The 15,167-nt window shown below is 63.0% G+C and carries 18 protein-coding genes; 9 read left to right on the top strand and 9 right to left on the bottom strand.

What is annotated here, in order from left to right:
* Positions 1 to 16 precede the first annotated feature (16 nt).
* From EN850_RS11045 to EN850_RS11035, 3 genes are all read right to left on the bottom strand, one after another.
* Positions 17 to 574 (bottom strand): fasciclin domain-containing protein, encoded by a 558-nt coding sequence (locus EN850_RS11045; protein WP_135917045.1) that lies wholly within the window; start codon positions 572 to 574, stop codon positions 17 to 19.
* Between the two features lie 219 nt (positions 575 to 793).
* Entirely contained in the window at positions 794 to 1,516 is a 723-nt protein-coding gene (locus EN850_RS11040; protein ID WP_127280229.1) for an anti-sigma factor, read from the bottom strand.
* The gene (locus EN850_RS11035) at positions 1,513 to 2,052 is read right to left on the bottom strand and encodes a sigma-70 family RNA polymerase sigma factor (protein WP_136091235.1); all 540 of its coding nucleotides are present in this window, start codon (positions 2,050 to 2,052) and stop codon (positions 1,513 to 1,515) included. The genes EN850_RS11040 and EN850_RS11035 overlap by 4 nt, the downstream gene beginning before the upstream one ends.
* A gap of 182 nt (positions 2,053 to 2,234) precedes the next feature.
* On the opposite strand from EN850_RS11035, the gene EN850_RS11030 reads away from it, so the two are divergent.
* From EN850_RS11030 to argB, 3 genes are all read left to right on the top strand, one after another.
* Positions 2,235 to 2,663: an SgcJ/EcaC family oxidoreductase gene (locus EN850_RS11030; protein WP_135917047.1), complete on the top strand. Its 429-nt coding sequence runs from the start codon at positions 2,235 to 2,237 to the stop codon at positions 2,661 to 2,663.
* Between the two features lie 109 nt (positions 2,664 to 2,772).
* Positions 2,773 to 4,272, top strand: coding sequence for an amidase (locus EN850_RS11025; RefSeq protein WP_136091234.1), 1,500 nt, complete (start codon positions 2,773 to 2,775; stop codon positions 4,270 to 4,272).
* Between the two features lie 160 nt (positions 4,273 to 4,432).
* Positions 4,433 to 5,326 (top strand): acetylglutamate kinase, encoded by an 894-nt coding sequence (gene argB, locus EN850_RS11020; protein WP_127276050.1) that lies wholly within the window; start codon positions 4,433 to 4,435, stop codon positions 5,324 to 5,326.
* Positions 5,327 to 5,353: 27 nt separating this feature from the next.
* Here argB and EN850_RS11015 read toward each other — a convergent pair whose 3' ends face one another.
* The 3 genes from EN850_RS11015 to EN850_RS11005 all read right to left on the bottom strand — a co-directional run bounded on the left by EN850_RS11015 (position 5,354) and on the right by EN850_RS11005 (position 8,040).
* Positions 5,354 to 5,812 (bottom strand): RidA family protein, encoded by a 459-nt coding sequence (locus EN850_RS11015; protein WP_127276034.1) that lies wholly within the window; start codon positions 5,810 to 5,812, stop codon positions 5,354 to 5,356.
* A 77-nt stretch (positions 5,813 to 5,889) separates the two neighbouring features.
* Entirely contained in the window at positions 5,890 to 7,455 is a 1,566-nt protein-coding gene (gene bchE / locus EN850_RS11010; protein WP_136091233.1) for a magnesium-protoporphyrin IX monomethyl ester anaerobic oxidative cyclase, read from the bottom strand.
* 108 nt (positions 7,456 to 7,563) lie between these two features.
* Positions 7,564 to 8,040 carry an Lrp/AsnC family transcriptional regulator gene (locus EN850_RS11005; protein ID WP_127276036.1) on the bottom strand — a complete coding sequence of 159 codons (477 nt, stop codon included), beginning with the start codon at positions 8,038 to 8,040 and terminating at the stop codon, positions 7,564 to 7,566.
* A gap of 140 nt (positions 8,041 to 8,180) precedes the next feature.
* Between EN850_RS11005 and phhA the strand changes: the two genes are divergently transcribed.
* Positions 8,181 to 9,017 (top strand): phenylalanine 4-monooxygenase, encoded by an 837-nt coding sequence (phhA, locus tag EN850_RS11000; RefSeq protein WP_127276037.1) that lies wholly within the window; start codon positions 8,181 to 8,183, stop codon positions 9,015 to 9,017.
* 102 nt (positions 9,018 to 9,119) lie between these two features.
* On the opposite strand, the gene EN850_RS10995 is transcribed toward phhA, so the two are convergent.
* Positions 9,120 to 9,524, bottom strand: a complete 405-nt coding sequence (locus EN850_RS10995; protein WP_135862569.1) for a VOC family protein — start codon at positions 9,522 to 9,524, stop codon at positions 9,120 to 9,122.
* Between the two features lie 103 nt (positions 9,525 to 9,627).
* On the opposite strand from EN850_RS10995, the gene EN850_RS10990 reads away from it, so the two are divergent.
* Positions 9,628 to 10,260 carry a TetR/AcrR family transcriptional regulator gene (locus EN850_RS10990; protein WP_136091232.1) on the top strand — a complete coding sequence of 211 codons (633 nt, stop codon included), beginning with the start codon at positions 9,628 to 9,630 and terminating at the stop codon, positions 10,258 to 10,260.
* A gap of 105 nt (positions 10,261 to 10,365) precedes the next feature.
* On the opposite strand, the gene EN850_RS10985 is transcribed toward EN850_RS10990, so the two are convergent.
* On the bottom strand, positions 10,366 to 10,971 hold the full coding sequence (locus tag EN850_RS10985) for an Lrp/AsnC family transcriptional regulator (protein WP_245511988.1): 606 nt from the start codon (positions 10,969 to 10,971) through the stop codon (positions 10,366 to 10,368).
* Between the two features lie 255 nt (positions 10,972 to 11,226).
* Here EN850_RS10985 and EN850_RS10980 point away from each other — a divergent pair, with 255 nt between their 5' ends.
* The 3 genes from EN850_RS10980 to EN850_RS10970 all read left to right on the top strand — a co-directional run bounded on the left by EN850_RS10980 (position 11,227) and on the right by EN850_RS10970 (position 14,337).
* A complete protein-coding gene (locus EN850_RS10980; protein ID WP_245464268.1) occupies positions 11,227 to 11,991 on the top strand; it encodes a transporter substrate-binding domain-containing protein in 765 nt (254 codons plus the stop codon).
* A 76-nt stretch (positions 11,992 to 12,067) separates the two neighbouring features.
* Positions 12,068 to 13,372, top strand: coding sequence for an FAD-binding oxidoreductase (locus tag EN850_RS10975; protein WP_127276052.1), 1,305 nt, complete (start codon positions 12,068 to 12,070; stop codon positions 13,370 to 13,372).
* The gene (locus tag EN850_RS10970) at positions 13,369 to 14,337 is read left to right on the top strand and encodes an amino acid ABC transporter permease (RefSeq protein ID WP_136091231.1); all 969 of its coding nucleotides are present in this window, start codon (positions 13,369 to 13,371) and stop codon (positions 14,335 to 14,337) included. The genes EN850_RS10975 and EN850_RS10970 overlap by 4 nt, the downstream gene beginning before the upstream one ends.
* An 18-nt stretch (positions 14,338 to 14,355) precedes the next feature.
* Here the strand turns inward: EN850_RS10970 and EN850_RS10965 are convergent, their stop codons facing one another.
* On the bottom strand, positions 14,356 to 14,847 hold the full coding sequence (locus EN850_RS10965; RefSeq protein WP_127873301.1) for a MarR family transcriptional regulator: 492 nt from the start codon (positions 14,845 to 14,847) through the stop codon (positions 14,356 to 14,358).
* A 95-nt stretch (positions 14,848 to 14,942) separates the two neighbouring features.
* Between EN850_RS10965 and EN850_RS36320 the strand changes: the two genes are divergently transcribed.
* Positions 14,943 to 15,110, top strand: a complete 168-nt coding sequence (locus EN850_RS36320) for a hypothetical protein (RefSeq protein ID WP_167531521.1) — start codon at positions 14,943 to 14,945, stop codon at positions 15,108 to 15,110.
* The last annotated feature ends 57 nt before the right edge of the window (positions 15,111 to 15,167 follow it).

Raw genomic sequence — 15,167 nt, 5'->3', positions numbered from 1 at the left:
TACATTTTCGGTCCCATCACATTTTCGGGAGCAGAACCTTGTCGATGACATGAATGACGCCGTTGGATTGTTCGACGTCGGCTATCGTCACATTGGCGATATTGCCGTTCTCGTCGGTGACGGTGACCTTGCCGCCATCGGCCTTGAGCGACAGCTCGCAGCCGCCGACCGTCTTGACCTTGTGCGTCCCGCCGTCGGCCTTGGCCATTGCGGCCACATCCGCCCCCATCGCCTTGGCGCCGATGACGTGGCAGGCCAGGATCTTGGTGAGCTTGTCCTTATTCTCGGGTTTGAGCAGCGTGTCGACCGTGCCGGCTGGCAGTGCCGCGAAGGCTTCGTTGGTCGGCGCGAAGACGGTGAACGGGCCGGCGCCTTGCAGCGTCTCGACTAGGCCGGCGGCCTTGACGGCGGCGACCAGCGTCGTGTGATCCTTGGAATTGACGGCGTTGTCGACGATGGTCTTGTTGGCAAACATGGCGGCGCCGCCGACCATCGGGTTTTCAGCATAAGCAGCCGTGGCAAGCGCGGAGACAGCGATCGTACCGGCGAGCAAAAGGGTGGCGAATCTACGCATGATATCTGGACTCCTCGGGTTTCTCTTCCCATTTTTGGGGACGCGAGGAGATACGGAACACAGATGCGTGAGTTTCAGACTATTTCCTGGTTTTTAGATTTATCTGCATTGCGGGATAAATTTTTCGAGCACGGCGGTTTGCCGGCTTACGGGCCTATTAGACATATGTGATGGAGATAGACTGGGTAATTTCTACCTTGTCACAATCCGAAGGGTCGATCAGATGCCCTTCAGATCGCCCGCGGCAACAACGGGGCCGGTCGGCTGGCCGGTCGGCGAGCCTCCGGCAGGCTCGAGGCTGACGGCCAGCACGGCGCCCTGCGCGAGTTTCTGCTGCGTGGCGGGCGAGACCCCAATGTGCGCCGTCGCACCGGCCGGGATGACGCCCATCGAGACCGGCGCGTTCTTGCCCTCGATCATCCACAGTTCGAAGTCCTTGCCGGAGGCGAGCGCGCCGGAAACATGCGAAAGGCTGACTTCATGCCGTTCGGAATCATAGACGGCGAGATATTTGACGTCGCTGCCGTCGGCGGCCAGCGAGGCGACCAGTCGCGCCTGCGGCTGTTCGGCCGGCCGATTGACATAGGGAACGGCGACATAGAGCGCCAGCGCGGCAACAGCCGCCACGGCGAGGCCACGCCAGAAGGCGAGGCTGGACCACAGGCCGGCGCGCGGCTCGGCGGGTGCGGCGGCGGTGGATGAAAACAGCCGGCGGTCGATCGCCGGCTTCACCGAAGCCGGCGGTTCGATCTCCGGATAGCCCGCGCCCAACGGCGAGAGGTGAACTTCCCAACCATCGACGAGCCGCGCGAACTCTGTCTCGCTGTCGATGCGCCTGGATGCGATCTGCCGCTCTTCCGCCGGCAGAACACCAAGAACGTATTCGGCGGCGAACAGGTCGTCGCCTCCACGTTCCGGTCCATTGTCCTCTGCCAGCGTCATCTTTCCAGGCATTCCCTGAGCTTCATCAGGCTGCGGCGCAGCCAGGTACGCATCGTGTTCAACGGCACGCCGTGACGTTCCGCCAGTTCGGCATAGCTTTCGCCCTTGAGATAAGCGCCGCGGACGGCCGCCGCCCGGTCCTTTTCCAGTTCATCGAGACAGTGGTGGATGCGTTCGGTCTCATCGCCCGCCACCGCCATCGCTTCTGGTCCCGGCGCCGGATCGGCCACGTCGAGCGCGGTATCGATATCGACTGCAGGCCTGCGCCGCGCTCGGATGCGATCGATCGCATGGTTGCGCGCGATCGCCACCAGCCAGGAGATCGGGCTCAGATCGGAGACGGCAAAACGATCCGCCTTCGTCCATATCTTGACGAAGACTTCCTGCAACGCCTCTTCCGCGTCTCCCCGGTCGTTCAATACACGAAGGCACACGCCGAAAAGTTTCGCACTGGTCTGCCGGTACAGCAGGTCGAACGCAGCCCGATCCTTCATCGAAGTCCGAACGATCAGCTTGGTGATGTCCTGCGGCGTCATGCGGGTCCAAATTAGGCAATTGCGATGTATTTGCAACGCGGAAATATTCCGCGCGCCTAAAGTTCCGGCGTCCGCACACCTGCCTCGAGGCTGTGTCCCAGTTTGAATTCAAAGATTGGCAATCGCATTTGAGGCGATGACCCCGACATGCTACACTTTAGCGAAAGCAAGGGAGATTTGGCATGAGATTGGTAGTCGCCAAACCTGAGGATGTCGCGACTGCCTTTGCCGATGCTTGGAATAGACATGACATGGACGACTTCGCGGCGCTGTTCGCCGACGACGCTAATTTTGTCAATGTCGTGGGCATGTGGTGGAAGAACCACACCGAGATCGAAAGGGCGCACCGCGCAACTCATGAAACCATGTTTCGCGACAGCCGATTAGAAGGTGCCGTCTCGTCAGTTGTTGAATTATCTTCCGGCATTGCATCGGTGCATTATACATGGATCCTGACTGGTGCATCCGCTCCGGACGGCTCATCCGCCGGAACGCGAAAAGGCATTCTGCTTCTGGTTGTTGTGAAGGAAGAACAGTCGGGCTGGCGGATAAAGGTTGCCCAGAATACCGACATTGTTCCGGGGGCGGTTGCTCCCCCTCCAACTCCATGAGATAGGCGTCTTACAAAAACTCGCCGCTCAAATTCCAAACTGAGACATTATGGCCTGGATTGCCAACGGAATCGCTGCTGACTAGCTTGGCGGCAACGGGGGAGCGCGCATGTCGGTCGAACGAATCCTTTGGGAAGAAGACGCGACCGGCCTCGCCGCTCTGGTGCGCAAGGGCGACGTGTCGGCGATCGAATTGACCGAAGCGGCAATCGCCCGCGCCGAGGCCACTCGCCCCGAAATCAATGCCACGGCCGAAACGCTCTATGACGCCGCGCGGGCGCGGGCGAAGAGCATCGACCGCTCCTTGCCGCTAGCCGGCGTCCCCTTTGCCATCAAGGATCTCGGCATCGCCGCCAAGGGCGTGCCCTCGCATGGCGGCAGCCGCATTCCCGCATGGGTGCCCGATTTCAATTCGGTGATGACCGACCGCTATCTCGCCGCCGGGCTGATCCCGATCGTCACCTCGACCTCGCCCGAGCACGGGCTGCGGCTGATGACGGAATCCAAAGCCTTCGGCATCACCCGCAATCCCTGGAATACCGGCCACACCACCGGCGGCTCATCGGGCGGTTCGGCAGCCCTGGTCGCCGCCGGCGTCGTGCCGGCGGCGCATGCGTCGGATGGCGGCGGCTCGATCCGCGTGCCTTCGGCCTGCAGCGGCCTTGTCGGTCTCAAGACCTCGCGCGGCCGTGTCCCGCTGTCGCCGCTGGTAAGCGAAAGCTGGTACGGCATGGTCGTCGATCACGCCGTCACCCGCTCGGTGCGCGACTGCGCGCTGCTGCTCGACCTCACCCATGGTCCAGATGTGCTGGCGCCTTATGCCGCGCGGCCGCCAAAGGGTCCGTTCGCGGCCGCTGCCGCGCGCGATCCCGGCAAGCTCAAGCTGGCCGTCTACCGCAAGTCGCCGCTCGGCCTGCCGATTTCGGCCGAGACGCTCAAGGCGCTCGACATTGCCGTGGCGCTCGCCCGTGAGGGCGGCCATACCGTCGAGGACATCGAGCTGCCCTTCATCGGCCGCGATTTCTTCGCCGATTTCTGCACGACGGTCGCCTCCGCCGTTGCCGGCTCGTTGCGGGGTGAAGCGCTGCGCGTCGGCCGCTCCGTGACGGGCGACATCGAGCGCGCCACGCGAGTGCTCGGCCGGTTGGGCGAAATGGTCTCGGCCGGCGAGGTCTATGCCGGCCTGCAGCGGCTGCATGCCGCCTCGCGCCGCCTGATCGAGGACACTGCGCGCTATGATGCGGTGCTGATGCCCGTCATCGCGCACCCGCCGCTTGCCTGCGGCGCCATGGATCCCAAAGGCGCCGACGAGTTGATCGAAACCCTGGTCGACAAGCTGCATCTCACGGCGCTGCTCAGGATCAAACCACTGTTCGGCCAGTTGATGGACAAGAGCCTCTGGTTCACGCACTGGCCCGCAATCCACAATGTCAGCGGCCAGCCGTCGATTGCGCTACCGGTCCATGTCACGGACGCCGGCCTGCCGCTCGGCATCCAGGCCGCCGGCCGCCCGGGCGACGAGGAAACGCTTTTGTCGCTCGCCGCGCAGATGGAGAAGATCTCGGGCTGGCTGAAGCGGCGGGCGCCGCTGATGGTGCCGTCACAATGACGACACCGTGAACGGCTCGAATATGACAGCAATGCCATTTGCGGCTCGCGTCAATTCCCGCTAAGACGCCGCCGTCCTTACCTGATGCATGTCGCCCAAATGTGCCCAGCGGTTTGGGGACAACGGCATGCATAAAACCAAAAGCCAGGGAACCACGCCGATGACGGACGTCGCCGCCACCGCCGAAATGCAGGCCGCACTCTTGTCGCGCGCGCTGCCCTATATGCAGCGCTACGAGCACAAGACGGTCGTGGTGAAATATGGCGGCCATGCCATGGGCGACATCGAGCTCGGCAAGGCCTTCGCCCGCGACATCGCGCTGTTGAAGCAGTCCGGCGTCAATCCGATCGTCGTCCATGGCGGCGGCCCGCAGATCGGCGCCATGCTGAACAAGATGGGGATCGAATCCAAGTTCGAGGGCGGCCTGCGCGTCACCGACCAGAAGACGGTCGAGATCGTCGAGATGGTGCTGGCCGGGTCGATCAACAAGGAGATCGTCGCACTGATCAACGCCGAGGGCGAATGGGCGATCGGCCTGTGCGGCAAGGACGGCAACATGGTGTTCGCCGAAAAGGCGCGCAAGACCATGATCGACCCCGATTCCAACATCGAGCGCGTGCTCGATCTCGGTTTCGTCGGCGAGCCGGTCGAGGTCGACCGCACGCTGCTCGACCTGCTGGCCCGCTCCGAAATGATCCCTGTTCTGGCGCCGGTGGCGCCCGGCCGCGACGGTCACACCTACAACATCAACGCCGACACTTTCGCCGGCGCCATCGCCGGCGCATGCAAGGCCTCGCGCCTGCTGTTCCTCACCGACGTGCCCGGCGTGCTCGACAAGAACAAGAAGCTGATCGACGAGCTGACGGTCACCGAGGCGAAGGCGCTGATCAAGGACGGCACGGTCTCGGGCGGCATGATCCCCAAGGTCGAGACCTGCATCGAGGCGATCGAGCGCGGCGTCGAGGGCGTCGTCATCCTCAATGGCAAGACGCCGCATTCGGTGCTGCTCGAACTCTTCACCGAACACGGCGCCGGTACACTGATCGTGCCTTGACATTTTGCGCTTCGGAGCCCGGCATCCTCAGTCCGGCAGAGCGGCGACGGCCACGATCTCGATGACGAGATCGGATTGCGCGAGCGCGGCGACCCCGATCACTTCCGAGGGCGGCGGATTGTTGTAGCTGCAGTGCTTCGGGCAGTGCTCGGCGAAGAATTCGTCCATCACGTCCAGCCGGAAATTTGGGGAGCTCAGCGCGCCTCCGTCGGGAAACGGCCCTTTGACGTACTGGGTGATCTTGACGAGATATTCGAGCGAGCTACCGAGCTCCTCCAGATCCGATTTGATGTTCGTCAGAATGGAACGCCATTGCGTCGCCGCGTCGCCGACGGCGCCCCCCTTGCCGCTCGACGGGTCATAATTCTCGGCCGTGCCTGTATTGCCGGCAAGGAAGACATACCCCTTGGCTCCGGTCACGACGGTGCCTTTCCCCCAAGGCATAGGCCGGCCACCTTTCATCTTCTTATGCGTGACAAGTTTCATCGCTTCCTCCTGCTGGTCACCATCGTCCGATCGCCAGAAATTAGCGCGAGGTCCGCTGGCGGCCAGGGCGAGACGGGTCAGGCCGGCGGTGAGACGCCAAAGGCATGCTGCTCGGCGGCAGGCGCCGTTACTGGTCTCTTCGCCGGGCGCTGAAAGGTCATCGACTCTTCCTCCGCATCCTGCGGCGCGCCCCAGAATTCGGCGAGCGTCGGGCCGCCTTTCACCCGGTTGTCGGTCACCAAGAAACCCCACACCTCGCGGAACCAGACGCGGCGGCCCATTTTGGTGTACCAGCGCATCGAATGCCGCTGCTCGGGATCCGGGTGGAACAGGATGCGCGCCAGCGCCTTCGGCCGCGACTGCACGGCGAGTTCGATCAGCTTGACCGAGAAGAACAGCATCCATGGCTTGAGCCGCGTCATGTGCAGCACCTGGTGTTTGTAGTCCCACAGGCGGGCGTCCTTCTGGATGACCCTGCGATCCCGCGCGATGCGGAAGAACGGCGTCCACCGATGCGGCGTCACATAGAGCGCCTGGATCTGGTCCGGGTCATAGGCGATGAGCTGGCGGAAACCACGCCAGAGATCACGAAAACCTTCATCCTCGAAACCGGCCACCCAGGTCGCCATCGACAGGATGCCGTGCTTTCGCAGCAGCCGTATCGCCTCGCGGTCGGACGAGGTGCTGCCGCCCTTGCGGATCAGTCGCAGCGTCTGCTCGTCGGTGTTTTCCATGCCGAGCAGCCAGCGGATAACACCGGCCTTGCGGTAGAGGTGCAGCATGTCGGCGTCGCGCACGATATCGTCGGCGCGTGTCGAGCCGACGATCAGCACCGGCACGTTCTCGGCGATCATCGCATCCAGGAAAGCGCGCCAGGCCTTCTTCGAGACGGTCGGGTTCTCGTCGGCGAGGTTGATCAGCTCGACGCCGTGCTCGCGGTGCAGCCAGGCGATCTCCTGCGCGAATTTCTTGGGATCGCGATGCCGCCAGCGGGTCCAGAAGCCGCGCTGGCCGCAATAATTGCACAGATGCGGGCAGCCGCGCGAAAACTGCATGACCACCGCGCGCTTGCCGCCCCAGTAACTGTATCTGCTGACGTCAATCAGTTCCCAGCCGACGCGGTAGGCGTCGAGGTCGGCGATGGTCATCGCCGCTTGCGTGGCAAAAGGACGGGTGAGATTGTCGCGGTAGGCGATGCCGGCAACGCTTGCCGGCGGCTGGCGCATCTCCACCGCCTCGACCAGCGCCACCACGGTCGCCTCGCCCTCGCCGCGCACGATGAAGTCGAAGACGTCGGTCTCAGTCAGGATGTCGCGCCAGTGATAGGTCGGGAAGACGCCACCATAGATGACGATCGTCGCAGGTTCGCGCGCCTTGATCATCGCGGCGATCAACAAGGCGGCCGGATGCGCCGAAGTGGACCCGGAATGACCGATCAGGACGAAGCCGGGACAGTCCTTCAGGGCTTCCGCAACGACCGAGGCGAGCGGCATCGGCCCGAACTCGGCATCGACGAGCCGCACGTCGTGGCCGGCGTCGACCAGCGGGCCGCCGATGGCCAGCAGGCCGAGTGGCGGCAGGTGATCGTCGGGCACGCGGCTGCCGATGGCGGTGTGCGGCGGATTGATCAGGACGATTTTCATAGCGGACCTCCAGGACGTTGGTCCGCATGCTGGCCGGCGATCGTGCCGCCCGGTTGGCCCGTTTCAGCAGTTTGCTCGCAGCTTTTCCGCAGAAAAGAGTGAGCGCTGTCAGCGCCTGAGATGCGCGAGCGGCACGTGGCCGGGTCCCTTGATGTTCTGCAGCACCAGCTGGGTGTGGACGTCGCGCACGCCCTCGAGCCGCATCAGCCGATGCATGACGAAGGCGTTGAGCTCGTCGACCGATGGCACCATGACATGCAGCAGAAAATCGTGGTCGCCGGTCATCGTCCAGCACGACGACACCTCGTCCATGCGCTGCACGGCGGCAATGAAGCTTTCGGGAGAGCCGTCGCTGTGGCTGACGAGGCGCACCTGGATGAACACCTCGACCATCAGGCCGACCGCGCGGCGGCTGATCACGGCGGCAAATCCCTTGATGATGCCGGCTTCCTGCAGCGCTTCGAAGCGCCGCGCGCAGGGCGTGGTGGAGAGGCCGATCTCCTGCGCCAGCTCGGAGACAGGTTTGCGCCCGTCGCGTTGCAGGACATCGAGCATCCTGATCTCGAAATCATCGAACTGAGGCATTTTCACTCTCCTGATGCCGACTGTGAGTGAATATTATCTCGAATATGCCGCTCCATCTAGGATCAAAACCAATTTGCCTCGGTAAGTCGGGCTACACTTTCGGCACCGCAGCCATCGATGCTTTGCGAGGGAGAAGACATATGACGACGATGAGCGTTGCCGAATATGCCCGCGACTGCGCGGCGCAAGGGTTGCGCGGCGACTATTCGGTCTGCCGCGCCGATTTCACCGTGGCACAGGGCTATGACTACAGCGCCGAGGAGCAGGCGGTGTGGCGCACGCTGTGCGACCGCCAGACCAGGCTGACGCGCAAGCTCGCCCACCATTCCTATCTCGACGGCGTGGAGAAGCTCGGCCTGCTCGACGCCATTCCCGATTTCGCCGACGTCAGCGCCAGGCTGCGCAAGCTGACCGGCTGGGAGATCGTCGCCGTGCCCGGCCTCATTCCGGCGGCCCCGTTCTTCGATCACCTCGCCAATCGCCGCTTCCCGGTCACCAACTGGCTGCGCACCAGGCAGGAACTCGACTATATCGTCGAGCCGGACATGTTCCATGATTTCTTCGGCCATGTGCCGGTGCTGTCGCAGCCGGTGTTCGCCGATTTCATGCAGATGTATGGCAGGAAGGCCGGCGACATCATCGCGCTCGGCGGCGACGAGATGATCACCCGGCTCTACTGGTATACGGCCGAGTATGGCCTGATGCGGGAAGCCGGCCAGCCGCTGAAAGCCTTCGGCGCCGGGCTGATGTCGTCGTTCACCGAATTGCAATTCGCGGTGGAGGGCAAGGACGCCCATCATGTGCCGTTCGACCTGGAAACGGTGATGCGCACCGGCTACGAGATCGACAAGTTCCAGCGCGCCTATTTCGTGCTGCCGTCCTTCGACGCCTTGCGCGACGCCTTCCAGAGCGCGGATTTCGAGGCGATCGTCGCACGCCGCAAGAGCCAGCCGGCGCTCGACCCGGCGACGGTCTAGTCCGTTTCGGTTTTGGGAATACGACATAAAAACAAAGACCTAAAGCGCGTCGCATGACTCCGTTTCGACGCGACGCGCTTCAGATGCTTTGATCCAGACAGACTATTGCAGGGCGGCGGGGTTCATCCACATGAACTCCCAGACGTTGCCGTCGGGGTCTTCGATGTGGCGGTTGAACATGAAGCCGAGATCCTGCGCTGGATTGGGATCAGCGCGTCCGCCTGCCGCCACGCCCTTCTCGATCATGGCGTTGACGTCGTCCTTGCTGTCGGCGGTGAGCGCGATCAGCATCTGGCTTTCACGCCTGGGGTCGCCGATCTGCCGCTCGGTGAACTGGCTGTAGTACTGATGCGAAAGCAACATGACGCCAATGGAGTCCGAGAACATGATCGAGCTGGCCTGGTCGCTCGAGAACTGCGGATTGAGCGTGCCCCCGATCGCGAGATAAAAATTGGTGGCTGCCTGCAGATCGCGCACCGGCAGATTTATGAAGATCATCTTGGTCATCGGTCTAAAGCCTCGCCTTCGTTGACAGGTACTAGTCAGTCCAGTACCGTTTGACGACTATCACGAGAGAACGGTACCGTCTAGTACCGGTCAAAGGGGTGCCATGGAAATCAAGGGGGAGACCAGATCGGCACGCAAGGATCGTGAAATCATCCAGGCGGCCACGGCGGCGTTCATCGCCAAGGGCTATGATGGAACCAGCATGGAGGAAATCGCCAACAGGGCGGGAGCTTCCAAGCAGACCGTGTACAAGCATTTCACCGACAAGGAGACGCTTTTCGGTGAAGTCGTTCTATCAACCGCTGGCCAGGTCAACGACATCATCGAGTCCGTGACGACACTGCTTTCCGAGGCGAAATTCATGGAGGGCGGCCTGCAGCAGCTTGCTCGGCGCCTGATAACGATGCTCATGGACGACGAGTTGTTGAAGCTGCGCCGCCTGATCATCGCCAACGCGGATCGAATGCCGCAGCTTGGCCGCGGCTGGTACGAAAAAGGCTTTGAGCGCATGCTTGCCTCGACGGCGTCCTGCTTTCAAAAGCTCACCGATCGGGGGCTGATGCAAACCAGTGATCCCCGTCTGGCGGCCAGCCATCTTTTTGGGATGATCCTTTGGATCCCCATGAATGAAGCCATGTTCACGGGGAGCAACCCGCGTTCCAAAGCCGAACTTGAACGGCACGCGGATGCCTCGGTCGAGGCGTTTCTTGTCGCCTATGGGGTCCAACCGAAATAGTCTCGTCCTCTGCCGACATTGGTTCACGGTCGGGAGCAACGATGCCCACCATGTGCCTTTCGACCTCGAGACGGTAATGCCCGCCGCCGGACATCCCGCCATCTCCTACAAGGCGTAGATGGTCCGGTTGAACTTCGTCTCCATCACCACATGGGAAGCGGTTTTGACGACGCCGCTGATTTCGTTCACGGCATTCACCTCCCGGTTCAGCTTCTCGAGCGTCTCGGCGGCAAGGTGGATGATCAGGTCCCACTCGCCGGTGATGGCGTAGACCGCCTGGATCGAAGGCATCGCCTTGATCTTTCTGGAGACGTCCGGATAGCTCTTGTTGTTCAGGGCGGCGAGCGTGAAACAGTGGACGGCGTTCTGGGCCACCTCCTTGGTCAGCCGCACGCTATAGCCTTCGATAATGCCGCCGGCCTCCAGCTTCTGGATCCGCTCCTGCAGCGCTGTCCGCGATACGCCGAGCTGACGTGCCAGTGACGCGACCGGCTCACGCGCATTCTTCTGCATCAGCGCGAGCAGCTGACGATCCTTCTCGGTCAATTCCACAAACAAATCCTCTCGCTCGATCCGCGCTGTAACCGCCGCGATCCTATCGGCTGAACCGCCCCCGCGACAATCCGGAAGACCGGCCTTAGCGAACGGAACAAGGCGAACATATCCGGCACTTTGCCGTCTCAAGGCACGCAATGACTGCGCGATCGCCATTATCCCGCATTTCGCCGGGTGGAACCCTTCTTTTTGCGACCTGACTGTCTGGGGTCACAAACGCCGGTCCATCAGGGGGAACGAGCTTCGGCTGTGGTGGGCACAAACCGATCCGCGTTGAACCTGTGGCCGAAAGCGCTGAGGTCCGACGTTACGCATCCTATCAGTTTCAACCACAAGGGAGGGATAACTTTGAAAAAGCTGCTCGATTTAGCCGTTCTTGCCGCCGCGACATTCGCGATCACAACGGCGGCCATGGCCGGGGAAACCCTGGACCGCGTCACGTCGAAAAAGGCGATGGTCATCGCCACCAACGCGGCCTGGCCACCGCAGAGCTTTCTCAACGACAGCAACGAACTCGCCGGCTTCGACATCGATGTCTCGCGCGAGATCGGCAAGCGGCTCGGTGTCGAGGTCTCGTTCGAAACGCCCGACTGGGCGACGCTGACCGGCGGACGCTGGCAGGGACGCTACGACCTCGGCGTCGGATCGGTCACGCCGACCAAAGCCCGTTCCAAGGTGATCGACTTTGTCGGCATCTATTATTACAGCCCCTATGTCTACGTCCTGCACAAGGACAGCGGCGCGAAGTCGGTCGCCGATCTCAACGGCAAGATCATCGGCGTCGAGACGGCCACCACCTCGGAGGATTTCATCCGCCGCAAGCTCGAAATCGACGCACCCGGCCTGGCTCCCATCCAATACAAGCTGGAACCGGGCGAGGTCCGCACCTACGCGGATTCCATGCTTCCCTTCGATGACCTGCGGCTTGGCGACGGCGTGCGCCTGAATGCCGTGATCGCACCGGAGCAGACGGCGCAGAACGCCATCAAGAACGGCTATCCCGTGAAGATCCTCGAAGGCGAGTACGCCTTCCGCGAGCCGCTCGTCGTCATCGCCGAGAAGAAGGATCCGGAGTGGACCGCGAAGGTCGCGGGCATCATCACCGGGATGAAGACGGACGGCACGCTCGCCGCGCTGACCACGAAGTGGTACGGCAAGGACTACAGCGCCAAGTAAAGTCATTCCGCCGGCTGCCCCTCGGCAGCCGGCGGCATCACCCACCAAATACATGCCCCTCACCGCAAAGTCGTCGATGGCCTATCCGGATACCTACTACGCCCGCACCCTGACCGACCGGAAGACGAGGCCTCCGCTGCAAGGCGAGGCGCAATGTGACGTGGCCGTCGTCGGCGCCGGATTGGCCGGGCTGACGACGGCGCTGCAGCTGGCGCGCGCCGGACTGCATGTCGCCGTGCTGGAAGCCCAGCTCGTCGGTTTCGGCGCTTCGGGCCGCAATGGCGGTTTCGTCACGCCCGGCTTCGCCACCGGCGGCGACAATATCGCCGCACGTGTCGGCGGGGAGGCCGCGCGCGACCTGCACCGGCTGTCGATCGAAGGCGTCGAATTCGTGCGCGACACCATCGAGACGCTCGCAATATCGGCCGCCCAGCCGCGTGCCGGCCTGCTCAGCGTCTTGCGCTACGACGACGGCGATGCGCTGAAGGCCTATGCCGAACAGATGGCCCGCGACCATGGCTATGAACTTCAGTATCTCGAGAGAGAAGACGTCCGATCGGTGCTGAAGTCCGCTCGCTACCACCAGGGCCTGCGTGACCCGAACGCCTTTCACATCCATCCGCTCAACTATCTGCGTTGCCTTGCCGACGAGATCGAGCGGCTTGGCGGCGAGATTCATGAAAGCTCCGAAGTCGTGCAGTGCGACCTCTCGGGGCCGCAAAAGATGCTTCGCACCAGACAGGGCACGCTTCGGGCGCCCCGGATCGTGCTCGCGACCGGCGGCTATACCGGCCCGGTATTCGGCCAACTCTACCGGGCGTTCCTGCCCATCGCGACCTATGTCATGGTTTCCGAGGCGGCCCCCCGCCTCATCGCGCAAGCGGTCGCCACGACGGACGCCGTCGGCGACAACAGGCGGGCCGGCGACTATTATCGCCTGGTCGAGAATGGCCGCCGCCTCCTGTGGGGCGGGCGCATCACCACGCGCGCCGCTTCCGCCGACGCGTTGGCGCGCGAATTGCGCCGCGAGATGGTCGGCACCTACCCGCAGCTTGCCGGCCTCAAGACCGAACTGGCGTGGTCGGGGCTGATGTCCTATGCCCGGCATCTGATGCCCCAGATCGGCGAGCTGCAGCCAGGCGTCTGGTACTGCACCGCTTTCGGCGGCCATGGGCTCAACACCACGGCGATTGCCGGAAAAATTGTCGCCGAGGGCATTCTGGGCGCCTCGGACCGGTACCGGCAGTTCGCGCCCTTCGGACTGAGCTGGGCCGGCGGCGCCGCCGGCCTGGCCGCCGCGCAGCTTACCTATTGGAAACTGCAGGCGCAGGACTGGTGGCGGGAACGCAACGCCATCGCCAAGGACAAGGTGACGGCATGATCGGCAGGCTGATGCTCTCCCATCCAGGGCTCGCCCGCCGCGCCGCGGCCGCGCTTTTTCCGGCGCTGCTGGCCGCAGCCCTCTACGCCATGGGCATCAAGTCGAGCTGGATCGGCTCATTGATGCCGCTTGCGTCCGACTGGCTGCAGGCCAACCCAGCCTTGTCGCGCGCCCTCTCGGCCGTGTTGATCGCGCTGCTGGTGCTGATGAATTGCAAGCTGCTTCTGCTCCTGCCCCGACGCCAGCAGATCGTCGGCGTCTGGATCGAGCTGTTCGTGCTCCTGATGCTGTTCTTCTATTCCTTCGACCTCTCCTTGGCCTTCATCGCCAGGAAAGTCGGCTTCCTGATCACCCAGGGCGTCACCACGACGCTTTACATTTCGGCGATTTCGATCCTGATCGCGACCTTGATCGCGCTGGTCGGCGCCATCGCCAAGTTGACCGGAAACGGCATCGTCTACGGGCTGGCCACCTTCTACACATCGCTGTTTCGCGGCCTGCCGTTGCTGATGCAGATCTACATCATCTATCTCGGGCTGCCGCAGATCGGTTACGTGATCGGCGCGGTGCCGGCGGGTATCGTCGCGCTGTCGCTGTGTTACGGCGCCTACATGACCGAGATCTTCCGCGCCGGCATCGAAAGCATCCCGCGTGGTCAAAGCGAAGGCGCCACGGCGCTCGGCCTGAGCCCCGGCCAGACCATGGCGCTCGTCATCCTGCCGCAGGCCATGCGCGTCATCATCCCGCCGACCGGCAACCAGTTCATCGCCATGCTGAAGGATTCCTCGCTGGTCTCCGTCGTCGGCGTCTGGGAGATCATGTATCTCGCCCGCACGATGGGCCAGACGGAGTTCCGCCATATCGAGATGCTGATTACCGCCTCGATGATTTACTGGATTCTGTCGATCGCGCTGGAATTCGGCCAAGCCTATCTCGAACGGCGCTTCGGCCGATCAGGACGCTAGGTGGTCTGACCCTCTAGATCAGCGCGGCTGCGGCGCCTCGGCCTTCAGCCGCATGAGCTGGTCGCGCTGCAGGTCGAGCGCGGCGGTGACGAAGCGCCGAATGGTGGCAAGCTCCGCGTCACTGAACGTGGCAATGAGCTTCTCCCCTTCCCGCGCGATGGCGCCGTAATAGCGTGCCGACAGCTCCCGTGTTGACTCCGTTGCCTCGATGACCACCTTGCGCCTGTCCTCGAGGCTGCGCGTGCGCGTCAAGAGGCCGCGCGCCTCCAGCCGGTCGATCAGCGCGGTCACCGCGGCCGGCGTCAACCCGGTCGCGGTCGCGATCGCGCCGGCCGATTGCGGGCCGCCGTGGAGCAGTCCGATACAATGGCGCTCGGCCATGTTGAGGCCGAGTCTCATCCCCACCGCCTCGTCATAGGCCTGCGTCGCGTCCTGCCACTGCATGATGGCAAGACCGATGGCTGTCGTCAGTTCGGCTCGATTCCCGCTTGACGAATTTACTTCGATCATCTAACTATCAATCCGTCTAACATTTAGACCATTATAGCAATATGCGGCTACGCCCCCGACAAGGCAAGAGCCGCTCCCGGGCAAGGATATGAAAAATGAGTTTGATTCAACAGCGTACGCCTCTCTCGCACGAGGAAGAATTCAAATACGCCAAGCTGGCCATGGAATGGTATGGCTGGGGCTCTCCGATCGGTCTCGGTATCCTGCTGGTGTCGCTGGCCGCCGCCGCCGTGCTGGTCCGGATCGCCGTCTACGGCTTTTGAGCCTCTGCCGGCGCCATCCTTGGCGCCGGCCCTGCCGGTCGTGGCTTGGCAGGACGA

The organism is Mesorhizobium sp. M8A.F.Ca.ET.207.01.1.1, from assembly GCF_004794715.1.
In the GTDB taxonomy this organism is placed as follows: domain Bacteria; phylum Pseudomonadota; class Alphaproteobacteria; order Rhizobiales; family Rhizobiaceae; genus Mesorhizobium.
Note: the sequence above shows the minus strand (reverse complement) of the source record. Positions and strands in the feature narration are given on the sequence as shown.